The sequence below is a fragment of the Gemmatimonadota bacterium genome (assembly GCA_016712265.1).
Classification (GTDB): Bacteria; Gemmatimonadota; Gemmatimonadetes; order Gemmatimonadales; family Gemmatimonadaceae; genus RBC101.
On the sequence record JADJRJ010000027.1, the window covers coordinates 171,063 to 185,848 of the forward strand.

At 67.7% G+C, this 14,786-nt stretch carries 12 protein-coding genes and 1 pseudogene; 3 read left to right on the forward strand and 10 right to left on the reverse strand.

Translation table 11 applies throughout. The annotated features are described in order from the left end of the window. Positions 1–57: 57 nt before the first annotated feature. Positions 58–2,578: pseudogene (gene hrpB, locus IPK85_05060) on the forward strand (ATP-dependent helicase HrpB). Positions 2,579–2,617: 39 nt separating this feature from the next. On the opposite strand, the gene IPK85_05065 reads toward hrpB, so the two are convergent. From IPK85_05065 to IPK85_05080, 4 genes are all read right to left on the reverse strand, one after another. Further along, a complete protein-coding gene (locus tag IPK85_05065) occupies positions 2,618–3,442 on the reverse strand; it encodes a universal stress protein (protein MBK8246751.1) in 825 nt (274 codons plus the stop codon). A 55-nt stretch (positions 3,443–3,497) separates the two neighbouring features. Beyond that, complete coding sequence (locus IPK85_05070; GenBank protein MBK8246752.1) at positions 3,498–5,060, reverse strand: HCO3- transporter; 1,563 nt, start codon at positions 5,058–5,060, stop codon at positions 3,498–3,500. Between the two features lie 522 nt (positions 5,061–5,582). Next, positions 5,583–6,068, reverse strand: a complete 486-nt coding sequence (locus IPK85_05075; GenBank protein ID MBK8246753.1) for a hypothetical protein — start codon at positions 6,066–6,068, stop codon at positions 5,583–5,585. A 66-nt stretch (positions 6,069–6,134) separates the two neighbouring features. After that, complete coding sequence (locus IPK85_05080) at positions 6,135–6,356, reverse strand: type II toxin-antitoxin system Phd/YefM family antitoxin (protein MBK8246754.1); 222 nt, start codon at positions 6,354–6,356, stop codon at positions 6,135–6,137. Between the two features lie 211 nt (positions 6,357–6,567). Here IPK85_05080 and IPK85_05085 point away from each other — a divergent pair, with 211 nt between their 5' ends. Continuing rightward, complete coding sequence (locus IPK85_05085; GenBank protein MBK8246755.1) at positions 6,568–7,440, forward strand: ion transporter; 873 nt, start codon at positions 6,568–6,570, stop codon at positions 7,438–7,440. Here IPK85_05085 and IPK85_05090 read toward each other — a convergent pair. The 6 genes from IPK85_05090 to IPK85_05115 form a co-directional block, all read right to left on the reverse strand. Then, positions 7,418–8,224 (reverse strand): amidohydrolase, encoded by an 807-nt coding sequence (locus tag IPK85_05090; GenBank protein MBK8246756.1) that lies wholly within the window; start codon positions 8,222–8,224, stop codon positions 7,418–7,420. The genes IPK85_05085 and IPK85_05090 overlap by 23 nt on opposite strands. Next, positions 8,221–8,949 (reverse strand): GNAT family N-acetyltransferase, encoded by a 729-nt coding sequence (locus IPK85_05095; protein MBK8246757.1) that lies wholly within the window; start codon positions 8,947–8,949, stop codon positions 8,221–8,223. Before IPK85_05095 ends, IPK85_05090 begins: the two co-directional genes overlap by 4 nt. Continuing rightward, positions 8,946–10,370: a DUF389 domain-containing protein gene (locus IPK85_05100; protein MBK8246758.1), complete on the reverse strand. Its 1,425-nt coding sequence runs from the start codon at positions 10,368–10,370 to the stop codon at positions 8,946–8,948. Before IPK85_05100 ends, IPK85_05095 begins: the two co-directional genes overlap by 4 nt. Positions 10,371–10,442: 72 nt before the next feature. After that, the gene (locus IPK85_05105) at positions 10,443–11,939 is read right to left on the reverse strand and encodes a sodium:proton antiporter (protein ID MBK8246759.1); all 1,497 of its coding nucleotides are present in this window, start codon (positions 11,937–11,939) and stop codon (positions 10,443–10,445) included. A gap of 457 nt (positions 11,940–12,396) precedes the next feature. After that, positions 12,397–12,768 (reverse strand): hypothetical protein, encoded by a 372-nt coding sequence (locus IPK85_05110; GenBank protein MBK8246760.1) that lies wholly within the window; start codon positions 12,766–12,768, stop codon positions 12,397–12,399. Between the two features lie 35 nt (positions 12,769–12,803). Beyond that, entirely contained in the window at positions 12,804–13,337 is a 534-nt protein-coding gene (locus IPK85_05115; protein MBK8246761.1) for a MarR family transcriptional regulator, read from the reverse strand. A gap of 201 nt (positions 13,338–13,538) precedes the next feature. On the opposite strand from IPK85_05115, the gene IPK85_05120 reads away from it, so the two are divergent. Further along, the gene (locus IPK85_05120; protein ID MBK8246762.1) at positions 13,539–14,747 is read left to right on the forward strand and encodes a cation:proton antiporter; all 1,209 of its coding nucleotides are present in this window, start codon (positions 13,539–13,541) and stop codon (positions 14,745–14,747) included. Positions 14,748–14,786 lie beyond the last annotated feature (39 nt).

Sequence of the window (14,786 nt, forward strand, 5' to 3'; positions counted from 1 at the left end):
TGTCCCAGCTGGAGCCACCCCCTACGGCGGCCGCGCGGCTATCGTTCCGCCCTGGCCATGGCGAACCCCTCCCTCACCATCTCGGGCGTCCTTCCCGCGCTCCGTGACGCGCTTGCCAGGGGTTCAAGTGCGGTGCTCGTCGCCCCCCCGGGCGCCGGCAAGACCACGATGGTGCCGCTCGCGCTGCGCGACGCCCCCTGGCTCGGCGACCAGCGGATCGTGATGCTCGAGCCCCGGCGGCTGGCCACCCGCAATGCCGCGCACCGCATGGCCGCCCTCCTTGGGGAACGCGTGGGCGAAACGGTCGGCTACCGGATGCGCCGCGACACCCAAGTCTCCGCGCGCACCCGCATCGAGGTGGTCACCGAGGGGGTGCTGACGCGGATGATCGCCAGCGACCCGACCCTGGATGGCGTGGGCTGCCTCATCTTCGACGAGTTTCACGAGCGCTCGCTGCACGCCGACGTTGGCCTGGCGCTCGCGCTCCACACGCAACGGTTGGTGCGTGACGAGCTGCGCCTGCTTGTGATGTCGGCAACCCTCGCGGCAGAACCGGTCGCACGGTTGCTGGGCGACGCCCCGGTCATCACGAGCGAGGGTCGCACCTGGCCCGTGGATGTTCGTTATGCCGCACCCCGTGACGGCCAACGCCTCGAGGGATCGGTCGCCGCATTGATCCAACGCGCGCTCCGTGAGACGCCGGAGGGTGATGTGTTGGCCTTCCTGCCCGGCCAGGCCGAGATCGCGCGGGTCCAACAGCGGCTTGCCGACAACCAGGTCGCGGCCGAGCTGCACCGCTCTGTGGGGGAGCCTCTCATTCGCGGACCAGGACCGCGCGCTGCAACCCTCGCCCGCGGGGCGACGCAAGGTGATCCTGGCGACCAGCATCGCCGAGTCGAGCCTGACGATTGATGGCGTGCGCATCGTGGTGGATAGTGGCGTCTCACGGGTCCCACGCTTCTCGCCCCGCACCGGCATGACGCGGTTGGAGACGGTGCGCGTCTCACGAGCATCTGCAGACCAGCGCGCCGGGCGCGCCGGGCGACAGGCCCCTGGGGTCGCATGGCGGCTGTGGGATGAAGGGGAGCAGGCGGGGCTCCTCGCCGCTGCTGCTCCGGAGATCGCCGAAGCCGACCTCGCCCCACTCGCATTGGAACTCGCGGTGGCCGGGGTCGACGTCACTGACCTCGCCTGGCTCACCCCGCCGCCGGCGGCGACCCTCGCACGCGCCCGCGTCCTCCTGCAGCAGCTGGAGGCACTCGACAGCGGCGGACGGGTGACCGCGCATGGCCGCGATATCTCGGCGTTAGGCACCCACCCGCGCATCGCGCACATGCTCATCCGCGCCGGCCCCCCCGACGCCACCGCCCTCGCCTGCGACCTGGCGGCGTTGCTGGAGGAGCGCGACATCCTGCAGGGGGATGGCCCCGCGCAAAACGCCGACCTGCGCGTGCGCGTGGAGCTGGTACGCGAAGCCCGACGCGGCGACCGGATGCCCGATCACGCCGGGGAGATGCGCGTCCGGCGAGACACCGTCCGCGCCGTCGTCGAGGCTGCCCGCACCTGGCGCAGGCAACTGGAGCTCCGCCGGGACGTTGACTGGACCGATGACAGCAGCGTCGGGCGACTGGTAGCGCTCGCCTTTCCCGATCGTGTCGCGCAGCGACGCGGCGAGACCGCGCGCTTCCTGCTGCGCAGCGGTGGGGGCGTCGTCTTTCGTGACTCCCCGGCACTGGCACGGGAACCGTGGCTCGTCGTGGCGGAGACCGACGGTCGCGTCCCCGAGGCCGGTGTGTACCTCGCCGCACCGCTCACCCTGGACGACGTGCGCGCCGACTTCACCTCGCAGCTCACCGTCGAGGAGGAGGTCGCATGGGACCCCACAGCCCAGGCCGTGCGCGGTACGCGTCGCGAGACCCTCGGTGCCCTCGTGCTGCGCGAGACCATGGAGCCGCGACCGGATCCCGCATTGGTGCTCGCTGCCGTTCGCGCACAACTCATCGCCACATCGTTAGGCGCGCTCACATGGAGCCCCGGTGCGGAGGCCGTGCGCCAACGACTCGCCTTTGTGCACCACCACCTGCCGGAGTGGCCCGACGTGGGCGACGCTGCGCTCCTCGCCACCCTCGATGAGTGGCTGCTGCCGCACCTCGACGGCGTGCGCAGCGCCACGCAACTCGCCCAACTCGACCTCGGCGGCCTGATGCTCAACCGCCTCGACTGGTCGCAACGCAGCCGGCTCGACGCCCTCGCCCCGACGCACTACGAGGCCCCGACCGGCTCCCGCCTCCCGATCGACTATGCCGACCCCGCGGCCCCGCTGCTCCGGGTGCGCATGCAGGAGATGTTTGGCCTGTCGGACGGACCGCGCGTGCTCGACGGACGCGTGTCTGTCGTCCTGCACCTCCTGTCCCCGGCGCACCGCCCGCTCCAGGTGACGCGCGACCTGGCCGGGTTCTGGCGCTCGTCGTACCGCGACGTCCAGAAGGAGATGAAGGGGCGCTATCCCCGGCACTACTGGCCCGACAATCCGCTCGAGGCCGAACCCACGCGCCGCGCCAAGCCGCGGAGTTCCTGAGCTAGCGCCTCCACGGGTCGTGCGCCAGCGACGACCCCGTCATGAGCGCGCGCGAACCACGAAGGTACAAATCGCCGAATGCGCCAGGACCTTCTCCGCCGTCGACCCCAGCACCCAGCGCGCCGGTCCGGAGCGCCCATGGGTCGCCATGGCGAGCAGGTCGAACGCGCCTGACTCGGTGGCCCTGAGGATCTCCTCGGCGGGAGCCCCATGGACTACTTTCACGGCTGTCGCGATGCCTGCACGTTGCAGGCGTTCCATCGGTACGGCGAGCCAGCCCCGCACGTCGGCTTCCCGCGCAACGCGTCGGACCGCAGCCATGCCCGGCGTATCCGTCGTCCCTGCATAGTCCACGTACAACAGCGTGACCTCCGCGCCGAGGGCGGTGAGCAGTGGGACCAGGGGATCCAGGACGCCATTCGCGCACTCCGAGCCATCCATCGGGATCAGCACTGAACGCACGCTCCGCGTCGGCGCGCTTCGCGGATTGCTGAGCCAGAGCGGAACCGGGCAGGCGCGCAGCACCCGTTCCGCGACGCTGCCCCGCACCCATCGGCTGAGGCCGCTGCGCCCGTGCGTGGACATCGCAATCAGGTCAACGCTGAGCTCGCCCGCCACCGAGAGGATGGTCGCTGCCGCGTCCGGTCCGGTGCGGTACTCGCGGGTGACCCGGGCGCCGAGTCCTGAGAGGTACCCCTCCGTGGTGTCCAGGTCGACCGGCTCGCCAGAATCGACGTCGGCGACATGCAGCAGCACGACCTGCACCGGCGACGCCGCGCCCAGGATGAAGGGGGCCAGCGAGGCGGCCACCGACCCCGAGAGGGCGGAACCGTCGTGAGGAAGCAGGATCGTATTCAGGGACATGTCGACATCCCCTCCTGGGGACCAGGTAGCTCGACCGGCGACGCAGTGGCCAACTTCACGAATGCACGTCGCCCCCAGCCATGTGTTCCGTTTCGCCCTCGAGTTCCTCGTGCGGATCGAGGACGGCGAGTTCCTCGTCGGTGAACCAACGGCGAAGACTGAGGCGAAGCGGGACCAGCGCCGCGATCAACACGGGAAAGAGGATCCCGGCGCGACTGGCCTTCAGCATCCAGAGCGCGCCGAGCCCGAGCACCTGGATGAGGGTGAAGCGATGAAGCTGACCGCGTGCGACACGCCGAACGGCGTGGGTGGCCGGATACAGCCGCGGATCGGTGAACCAGAGCTGGAAGCGCTCCCAGAACTGGTTGCCGCCCAGGGTGTTGAATCCCATGAACAGGAAGAGCCCGAACAGCACGGCCATCGGGATCACCTGGATCAGGGGCAGGATCAGGATGGAGCCGGCGATGAGCAGATGGATCATCAGCCCGGAGACCCGCGTCTCGCGCACACTGCGAATCACTTCGCGCTGCACACCACCGACGTCTACCACGTCCGTGGTCGCCAGGCTGCGCACGTGGTTGAGCGAGTGGACGGTAGCCGCGACGATCCATGGCAACGCAAAGACGGACCCAACGGCGACGATCACGCCGACCACGAGCAGGTCGAGGTGAAAGCCGGCGCCCTTGCGAAGTTTGTGTCCAGGAGCGTTGACCAGCCGCGTCGTGATGTTCTGGTCGAGGAAGAGGAGGATCGTCGCCATCACGGCGGGCCCCAGCGTGGCGAAGATCGCCCAGGTCGGCAGGGACCACAGGTCCACGCGCCAGGGCCGCCCGGTCGTCGTGCCGAAGGTGTCGGGCACGGCGGGCACCGGCAGCTCCACCTCGGGAAACGAGATCGCGACCCAGGTCATCCCCGCGATCGCCAGGCTGGGCCCGAAGTCGGACAGGAAGTTGCGCGCCGTCGCGTTGAGGTAGCTGCCACGGGCGGCACCCTTGAAGGAGCGCGCCAGCGTGTAGGTCCCCAGGCTCAACACGACCCCCAGGAAGGCTGCCGTCAGGTCACGCGGGTCGGTCCCGAACGGACGCGCCATGGAGCTGACCGCCTCCACGATGAAGATCACCGCGATCAGGCCGGCAAAGATCTCGTCAGTGAAGCGCGTGAAGTGCCGCATCAACACGCTCGCATCGGTGACGGCACACACGATGAGTAGGATGCCGGACCAGATCCCCGTCCACGCATACGTTGCAAGAAACGGGAGCCCGAGCTGCTCACAGGTGACATAGAGCAGCCCTGTGAAGATCACGATGGGTCCGGTGCCGCCGAGGATGGTGAGGGGTTGCCCGCTGAACAGGGCGAACACAATGCCCCCCGTGGCCGTGGCGATGATCATCTCGGTGGTGCCGATGTTGCCGCCCGTGACCGCACCCGAGAGTCCGCCAAAGGCGATCGCGTTGGCGAGGCAGGCAAAGAACAGAAACAGCGTGGACCCCAGCACCTTGGAGTGCAGGCCCGCGCGGAAGTCATCCAGGTAGAAGGGGCGCCGTCGCGCCAGGTCGTTGAAGAGCCCGCCGCCCAACCGCCCGCTGTGCGTCAAGCCGTCATCTTGCCCGTTTGCCATCTCACCTCTCTCCAGGGAACCTCGGTCATCGCCGCGCGTGGTGGGGCGGAGTACCTGCCAGACGGGAAGGGTCGCCACCTGCGCAGGTCCCGCAGGCCCGAGGTGCGTTCCGCCGCCTTGTACCCGGAGCATCGTCGGTTCGGCGGTCACGGGCAAGGCCTATAGTTCGGTCAACATCAATAGAATTCCTGCATGCGTCGGCACCGCGCTGGCCATCCCGGCCCCAGACAGACGCGCGCGGCGCCGCTCGGGATGCGACATCCGGCGACGGCTCGGCCCAAATGACAACGATCCCCTCGCGTCCTGCGAAGGGATCGTTGCCCACGGGAAGGCACCGTACCGCGCACCACCCCGCTTCACGCACGCGGCGCGGGATGGGACGCCGACGATGGTCCGTCGCTGCAGGATCCACGGCGGAATGGACCCCTCAGGGGCGGGAGACCCGCCTGCAGCCAGTCACGACGTGGGGTCATGATGGGCGCCCCATCCCGTGGTGCTCCGGGGCACCAACCGCGGAGGTTCTCAGCTCGCCGGCTTCCGTGGGGCGCCAAAGAGCCGCGCTGGATCGAACGCCGGGAGGGCATACCATTGGGCCGGTGCGCCTCGGCTGGCCTCTGGGCCCGCCACCGCCCCGACGACCTGTCGTTCATGGTCGACCGTGACGAGTTCCTGCGTGAGAGTGGGCAGCGACTTGAGCACGTCCGGCGTCAATGCGTCGATGCTGACCTGCCGTGTGGCAGAGTTGGCGTGGCCCACCCCAACGGGAAGCAGCAGGTGGCCTCGCTTGTCGGGCAGGAGTACCGAAAGATACCGCGGCTTCTTGTCCTGCTTGTCGAGCATGATACGGTCCACCGTGCCGAGTTTCGTGGACCCCGGACCCATGACATCCCAACCATGGACGTCGGGCAGGCCCGGACCCAAGGTGAAGTCCTTCACGTCGCGAGCGGCGAGCAGGGTTGATGCCGTCGTGGGCGTGGTGTTGGGGGTCGTTCTGTTGGGGGCAGCCATCGTGGCCTCCTGGGATAGGGGTGGATGGTGCACCGCGTCCCATCGCCCGACCCCGGCACACCAGGGTCACCCCTTGCCCGCACGGACCACGGTGGTCCATTCGGGAACATCACGACCCAACCGAACGCCGAGTTGCTGCAGGTCCTCAAGGGACACGAGCGCGGCCACGTTGCGACCGTGGCGCTGCAGCACGATGCGGGCGCCACCATAGGCGACCGCGTTCACCAACTCGGCCAACTGCTCGCGGGCATCGGTGGTGGCGATGCGCGCGAGGGGACGTGAACGCATACAGGGGACATGAGGGCGATACCGCGGGACGCGGCACGTCATGCGACGGGCCACCAGCGGTGGCCGCGCCGTGCCAGCATTTGCTGACAATGTCAATATAGTGTATTTTGTACGTTATGTCAACTTTGCACCTTTCGTTCCTGCAACGCTTCCTCGAGGACGTCCGCGAGCCCGCCCGACGCGCGCTGGCCTCGCTCCCGGCTCTCGTCCGATGAGCGCCCCCCTCACCGCGCCGCCCCGCGCGCCCTGGCGCGTCCGACTGCACACCGTGATCTTCGGCCACGAGACCACAGCCGGGAAGGCGTTCGACGTCGCCCTCCTCGTTGCCATCGTGGCCAGTGTGGGTGCCGTGATGGCCGACTCCGTGCCGTCGCTTCGCTCCACCTGGGGCACACCCCTGCGCATCGCCGAGTGGACCTTCACGCTCCTGTTTTCGATCGAGTACGTGTTGCGGTTGGCGTGCGCCGAGCGGCCGACGCGATATGCCACCAGCTTCTTTGGACTGATCGACCTTGCGGCACTGCTGCCCACCTACCTCAGCCTCGTCGCCCCGGGGAGTCAGTACCTCATCGTCATCCGGGGCCTGCGAGTGCTGCGTGTCTTCCGCATCCTCGCCCTCGCCGAGTACGTCGGTGAGGCCGAGTTCCTTGTCCGTGCGCTCCGCGATAGTCGGCGGAAGATCGCGATCTTCATGGCCACGGTCGCGACATTGACCGTGATGCTCGGGACGCTCATGTACTTGATAGAAGGGGCGCGGTCCGGCTTCACCAGCATCCCGACGAGCATCTACTGGACCATCGTCACCATCACGACCGTGGGATACGGGGACATCACCCCGCAGACACCATTCGGGCAGTCACTGGCCGCTGTCATCATGCTGTTGGGCTACGCGATCGTAGCGATCCCGACCGGCATTGTCACGGCGGAACTCGGGCGCGGGAGGCAGCGGCGCGTCGACTGTCCGCGGTGCCCAACCAGCCAACACGCCCTCGATGCCGCATTCTGCCGACGATGTGGCGAGGCCCTCGCTGCGGACCCGCCGGGCGCACGCGATCCCTCGACTACGCCGGCACGTCCAGCTTGAACAACCGGCGGGCATTGCCGGATAGCATCATGGCGGCCGACTCCTCCGGAAGGTTGAGCTGACGCACGAAGTTCAGGTAGGATTTCATGGAGCAGATCGGCCAGTCCGTGCCGTACAGGAAGCGCTTCGGATCCCCGGCGTACAGGATGACGTCGCGGATCTCTTCCGCCATGTAGTCCTCGAACGCCTCGGTGAACTCCCCTAGCACCAGCCCCGAGATATCCGCGTAGACGTTCGGGTTCTTGTAGACCACTTCCATGCAATCGGTCAACCACGGGTTCCCGAGGTGGCAGATCACGAACTTCACGTTCGGGTGATCCACCGCCACCTCATCGATCTCGAGGGGATGGGAATACTTGAGCTTCCCGCGGGCGGAGTAGGTGTCCCCCGAGTGAATCATGACCGGGACGTCGAACTCCTCCGCAAGGTCGTAGACCACCTGCAGGCGCCGGTCGTGCGGATAGAAGGGTTCATACCCCGGGTACAGCTTCAACCCCTTCACCAGCCCGGCGGCCAGGAAGTCGGCCAATTCGCGGAGCGTACGCTCCCGATAGTTGGTATAGCTGACCCCGGCGACCACCCCCAGGTTCGGGATGTCGCGAATGGCTTCCACCACCTCGGCCGTGCTCGGGCGGTGTGGGCTCACCAGGTAACTGGTGAGGACCAGGGCATGGTCCACCCCGTTCTCGGCCATGGACGCTTGCAGCTTGTCCAGACTGCTGGCGAGGGACACCGCTTCCTGCTCGTGGTAGTTGTTCAGGTGCACATGGCAGTCGACGATCATCGCGCGGCGGGAATGGGGAAAGTGACCGGCCCGATGCGACGCCGCGTGGCCAGCGCGCGCATCATCAGGCGAAAAGCCGGACGCTCCAAGGGGCGCGCGATGCGATACCCTCGCCGCCAGATGGCGTACAGGATCCGGCGCAACTCGCTCGCCGCGAGGTAGGGTCGGCGCGGGCCGGTGATGGCCTCGTGATAGAGGTAGAACGGCGACGGGTCGTCGCTCGGGCGCAGCCGTGGTTGGAAGTAGGGAAAGTTGAGCACAAGGACCGCTGGCCGACGCGCGAGCGCGCGCAACCACGGGTTCTCCGCGCTGACCTCACCCAGGATCGCCGCGAGCGGCACCCCCGCCAGCCTGTGCGCGTCGCGCTCGAAGGCACGGCGCAAGCGCTGGCGCAAACGCGAGCCCAGCCCACCCGAGCGCATCCCGGCGTCAATCGCGAGGTACCCCACCATCCCCACATTCAGGCTCCCGAAATAGGTCCCGGTCGCCAAGCCCACAACCTTGCGTCCCCGCACGGCGATCAACAAATGCCACGCAAGGTCGGTCCAGACCCCGCCGGCCTTCTCCTCGAGGGTGGCCTTCCAGTCCGCCAGGGAGACACGCTCCGACGAGTGAAACGTTCGCGCGAGCAAGGCATACGCCTCCGATAGCTGCGGATCATTGGCGTCCGCGACCTCCCGGACCGACAGCCGGGTGGACCTGGGAACGACGGGCTTCCGGATCACGGGCTGCGGGGCGCGAGTGTGTGGGCCACGCGAAGCGAGTCCAGACGCAGGCGCTGGGCGAGGAAGGTCTCGACTCGTCGGCGGTCAGGAGCACCCGGCAGCCGGCTCCAGGCAATCACCGCGGTCTGGGCGGTGTCTCCTGCGGCCGCCCCCCTCGCCGCCTGGACGGCGGGCCCCACCTGGATGGAGCGTACATCCGGGTAGAGCGCCACGAGCTCCCGCGCAACGTCGCCGAGCGGCCACTGCGCTCCGCGAACGCGGAGCAACTCGCCCTCCAACAGTGCGATGCGCGCGTCACGAGACTTTAGCGCCGCCTCATTTCGCGTATAGAGATCCTCGAGGATCCCCGAACGCACCATCTGGCCCAACTGTTCGGGCGCCATCGTCCCTTCGTCCGGCTGGTGGATCACCAGGCGCGCCCGATCCAGCCCGTAGTTGGCCAGTCGCAGGCGCAGGTTGTCCACCGTCTCCGGCGAAAGTGGGCGTCCCAGGATCGTTGTTTCGATCGCCGACGAGTCGCGCCCGTGGACAATCTTCGTGGACACCACCGAGCGGTCGGGAAATACCAGGGACTCCTCCACAAACCGCCGCGCCGCGGACTCGAAGCGCGTTTCCCGCACCACCTGCCAGCCGACGTACACACTCGGCAGGATCGTCAATCCCATGGCGACTCCCAACAGGAGGCGCCGGCGCCCCGCCTCCCTCGGATCCAGCGCTTCAACGCGCTGAAAGCCGAGGAGTCGTACGACCGAGAGGGTCGCGAAACAAATAAAGACCGAGTTGATGACGAACAGGTACAGGGCCCCGAAGAAGAACGAGAAGTTCCCGGTGGCCAGCCCAAACCCGGCCGTGCAAAGGGGCGGCATGAGGGCCGTCGCAATCGCCACGCCCGGGATGACGTTGCCCCGGTCCCCCTTACGCGTGACTGCGATGATCCCTGCGCTCCCGCCAGCGAGGGCGATGAGCACGTCGTAAATGGTGGGCCGCGTTCGTGCGAGCAGCTCGGATTGCGCTTCGGCCAGGGGAGAGACCAGGAAGTACAGCGCCGACGTCACGAGGCTTGCCGATGCCGCGATCGTCAGGTTGCGCACCGAGCGCCGCACCAGCACCAGGTCGTTGATGCCCAGGCCAAGGCCCGCCCCCATGATGGGACCCATCAACGGCGAAATCAGCATGGCGCCAATGATGACCGCCGTGGAGTTGACATTCAGCCCGACGGACGCGACGACGATCGCAAGCACGAGGGCATACAGGTTGCCCCCCGTGAACTCGATCTGGCTGACGATCTGCCGAACCGCCCCTTCCTCGTCGGTGTCGCTGAGCCGATACAGGGGACGCAGGGCGGCCCGCAGGCGCACGATGGCACTCCGGGTCCCCGTCCTGGGTCTGGCCTCGACCTCTGCCTGTTCTGCGCGCGTCATCGGTCTCGTGGCGGTTGGTATGCGTCCTCCCCCGGTGGTCGCGTCCCACCGGCCGGGGGAGCCGTGCGGTCGCTACACCTCACGTCTGGGTGGGCCCCCGGGTTCCGGCGACGCGGAGCCGTGCGGACGTGGAAGCGCCTCGACCCCATGCGTTTCGAGTTGTATGCGCCGACCGGCGACCTCGCGCGTCAACTCCTCATGAACTTCGCTGGAGATCTCATCCGCGCGATAGCCCTCCCCCACCAGTCGGGCCTCCAGGGCCAGAAGGTGCCGCAATGCCGCATGGCGGTCTCGCTCCATCGCCCCGGCCTGACGGCCGAGGGTGTCGATGGCCTGTCGCGCGGCGTCGAGGCGATGCCGGTAGGGTGCGCGGAACGCCTCGGCGTCGCCGTCGCTGACAACGTGGCGGGCCTTGAGTTGATCGATCTCCTGGAGCGCGCCCGTCGCGACACGCACCTCGGCGCGCGCACGTTCCAGCGCGATGTGATCCTCATTCTTTCGGACGAGCCCCAGACGGCGCAGCAAGGGGGCCATGGTCATTCCCTGGAGGAGAATCGACGAGAGCACCACACCAAGCGTCATCGTGATCAGCTGTTCCCGATGCGGCAAGTCACGCGGGAGCCCAAGGGCGAGCACGATGGACAATCCGCCGCGGATCCCGCCCCAGGCGAGGACCGTGGTCCACCCACGCGGCACAGCTTCGTTGGTCCGACGCAACAGCACCGTGACCGCGGCCACGACGAAGAACCGGGCAACGAGCATCGCGACCGTCGCCACCGCGATCTCGCGCCAGTAGGAGGCGAGGCCACCCAACGAGACCTCGAATCCGATCAGCAGAAACACGATGCTGTTGAGCGCAAAGGCCAGGTACTCCCAGAACGATTCCACCGCGAGAAGGGTAGTGGGCGACATGCCCTCGTCCCGGCCGACATTGCCGCACACCAGCCCCGACGCCACGGTGGCGATCACCCCCGACGCGTGTACCTGTTCGGCGGCCACAAACGCGCCGTAGGCCGCGATGACCGTCAAGGTGATCTCGATGGTGGGCTCGTCGACCCGCTTGGTGACGTGCGACGCGGCCAATCCAACCGCCACCCCGATCAGAGCGCCACCGGCCGTGGTGGAGAGGAACTGCGCCGTCAGCGCACTCACGGTGGTCGTCCCGCCGGTGACCGTGGCGAGGATCAGGGCAAAGAGCACGATCGCGGTGCCGTCGTTGAGCAGGCTCTCCCCCTCCACCAGAAGGCTGAGGCGCGACGGCACATGCAGCGTTCGAAATAGGGCAACAACCGCTATGGGGTCAGTCGCGGCGATGAGGGCGCCGAACACCAGCCCCTGGCTGAGCATGAAGGTGGGATCCACCTCGAGCCCGCGCACGATCCACGCGGTGATGACGCCGGTAACTCCGATCGCCGCCACCACGCCGGGCACCGCAAGCGCGAGGATGACGCGGGCGTTCTCGCGCAGCCGGTGCCACCTGATGTGGTATGCCGCCTCGAACAGCAGGCCAGGCAGGAAGACGGCAAAGAGCAACTCCTGCGTCAGGTGCGGGGCGTCGATCCAGCGCAGCGCCCCAAGCCCGAGTCCGGCGAGGACGAGAAGTTAAGAGGGAATGCGGAAGTGCCTCACCAGCAGGGCAACGGCGGTGGCCACGCAAAAAGCAGGATGAACGCGAGCTCGGAATTCATGGACGGCAAGCTGGGGGGGCGGAACGACGGGAAGAACATACCTGCGAGGCTGGACCCTGCCTGCGGTCACGACGCCGGGCGTTCTGGTTGGGTCAGTGCGACCCGCAGCGTAGGTGCCTCCACAAGGTGGAACGTGGCCGAGGCAAGCTTGACCGTCCCCTGCGTCGCATCGATGCGGGGGGGGGGGCGGGGGGGGGCGGGGGGGGGGGGCGGGGGGGGGGGGGGCGACGCCGAATGCCGCGGCGACGAGCACGAAGAGTTTGCTCGATCCGACCCGGCCGCCCCACTCGCTCAGGCTTGCGTCCATGGTGCCTGGCTCTGGACCTGGTTCGGTACTGCTAGGTTCGGGTCGTTCGCGCACGCTCGACGCGGCGCCGCAACGCGCGTTCACACGATCGAATCGCTGCGCTGGCAGCCGCCCAGCTGGTGCCCCCGGTGGCGGTTACCACGACTACGCCGAGGGAGACGGTGGTCACGGTCACCGTTGCGCGCACCTTGGGAGCGCCCACCGGGCCACTCTCATCGCTTGTGGCAACGAGGACCCGCGTCAGTCGCGTCGCGTACTTCCCCAGGTTGCGACCGAGGGCGTCGCGAAGACGCGCGGACTCCAACGTCTCGTCCGGCCCGTTGTCTCGAATGGTCACCGGTGTCTCGGCTGTGGCCGTCTTGCCGCGTTCGCCACGGGCCTGCCGGAAGGCGTCGACGCCCATCGGGCCTCGAGCATTGGTTGACTTCCTCTGTCCTGTCATCTCACCCTCCCGTCTGTTCGGTTGGACCGCGCGGGCGCGCGGCGTTTCGGCGGCAGCTCAGGCTCCTTCGGTGCGGCCAGGTGTTCGGCCAGTGCCGACATGAGCGCATGGACGCGTCGGATATCCTCGGGGTCGCTCTCGGCGAGGACGGCGGTGACGGCGGACTCGACCGTCTCCTCCGTGTCCCCTGTGAGTCGACGACCACGCCGTGTGAGGGACACGCGGATCCGGCGTCGATCGTGGCGATCCGCGGTACGATTCAGGAGCCCTGCCTCCTCGAGCCGCGCGAGCAAGCTGGACAGGCTTCCGGGGTCCAGGTGGAGCAGCGCCGCCAGTTCGGAGGCCGTTGCGTCGGGGAATCGACCAGCCAGGCGAATCACCATCCGTTGCGGCGCGGTGACCCCAAGGCGCCCCTGCATGTGTCGCGACCGACGCTCCATCGCGTGGTTCACCCGCCATAACAGACGCAGGAAGTCCAGCACGGGCCCCAGCTGATGATCGACGGTCGGTTCCGCGGGCAGTTTGGACATTCCGGTTGGACATGGGACAGGACGGGCCAGGAACGTTCTCGCCAAACATCGGGAGACTTTCGCTGGCAACACGGTGACAATAGCACAAGATACTTGGATTTCCAAGTATCTCGTGTTACCCTATGTCATCGCCGACCCTGGCCCAACGATCCGGACCGGGGCTCGGCCTTCCCTGATTCCCCGCGTTCCGCAAGGTGACCGATGGCCGACGAGGCAACCCCGGAACTCGCCTACCTGCTCCTGGTCTTCGGGTTGTTTGTCGTGCCGAAGTTCCTGCAGCGGTATCGCCTGCCGAGCGCGGTCACCAGTCTCGCGCTCGGGGCGTTCGTGTCGCTCGGCCTCCACCTCTTCACGCAGGACGCCACGATCCAGCTCTTCGCCACGCTGGGGATTGTGGCGCTCTTTCTGTTCGCCGGTCTCGAAGTGGATTTTCGCGAGCTGCAACGGGAGATGACGGTGCTCACCTGGCACCTGGGGATTCAGCTTGTCCTGCTTGGCGTGGTTACCTGGATGTTGGCCAGCCTGGTGCCGCTGCAAGGGCGCGCGGCCGCCCTGGTGGCGCTGGCCCTCCTCACTCCCTCCACGGGGTTCATCCTGGACTCCCTCCCAAGCTTTGGGCTCAGCGGACGCGAGCAGTTCTGGGTGAAGTCCAAGGCGATCTCGACCGAGCTGGTGGCCCTCGCGGTGCTGTTCGTCGTGCTCCAGGGCGATGACATCCAGCGCCTGGGGATCTCCTTTCTGACGCTAGGGGGGTTGGTGGTCGTGGTCCCGCTCGCGTTTCTCTTGTTCGCGCGCACGATCCTGCCCTTTGCGCCAAAGTCCGAATTCGCCTTCCTGGTGATCGTCGCACTGGTCTGTGCCTTCGTCACCCGACGACTCGGAGTGTACTATCTGGTCGGCGCCTTCCTCGTGGGCGTCTCGGCGCAGCGATTCCGGCGCGAACTTCCGGCGCTGGCGTCGGAAAAGATGCTGCACGCGGTAGAGGTCTTTGCGTCGTTCTTCGTGCCGTTCTACTTCTTCAAGGCCGGGCTGCACCTCGAGCGCAGCGACCTGACCTGGACAACCTTCGCGGTTGGGGCCGGACTCCTGGTGGTGGCCGTGCCGCTGCGGGTGGTCACCACGGCATTGCTGCGTCGCATGGCGCTGCGTGAGCAGTGGCGCGACGCCGTGCGGGTGTCCACCCCACTCCTCCCCACACTGGTGTTCACGCTCGTGATCGCGGAGATCCTGCGTGAGCGCTTCGTCCTTCCCCCGTGGTTGTTTGGGGCACTGGTCTTCTATACGGTCCTGAACACGATCATCCCCGGATTGCTGCTGCACGCGCCGGCGGCCGAGCCTGACTTGATTGTAGCCGGCGACGCGCCCGATGAAGGGGTGGCGCCGCTCGTCCCCCAACCGAACCAGCCTTGAACCCCTCGAGCGATCGCGCATCCAAGGGACCCCATACCC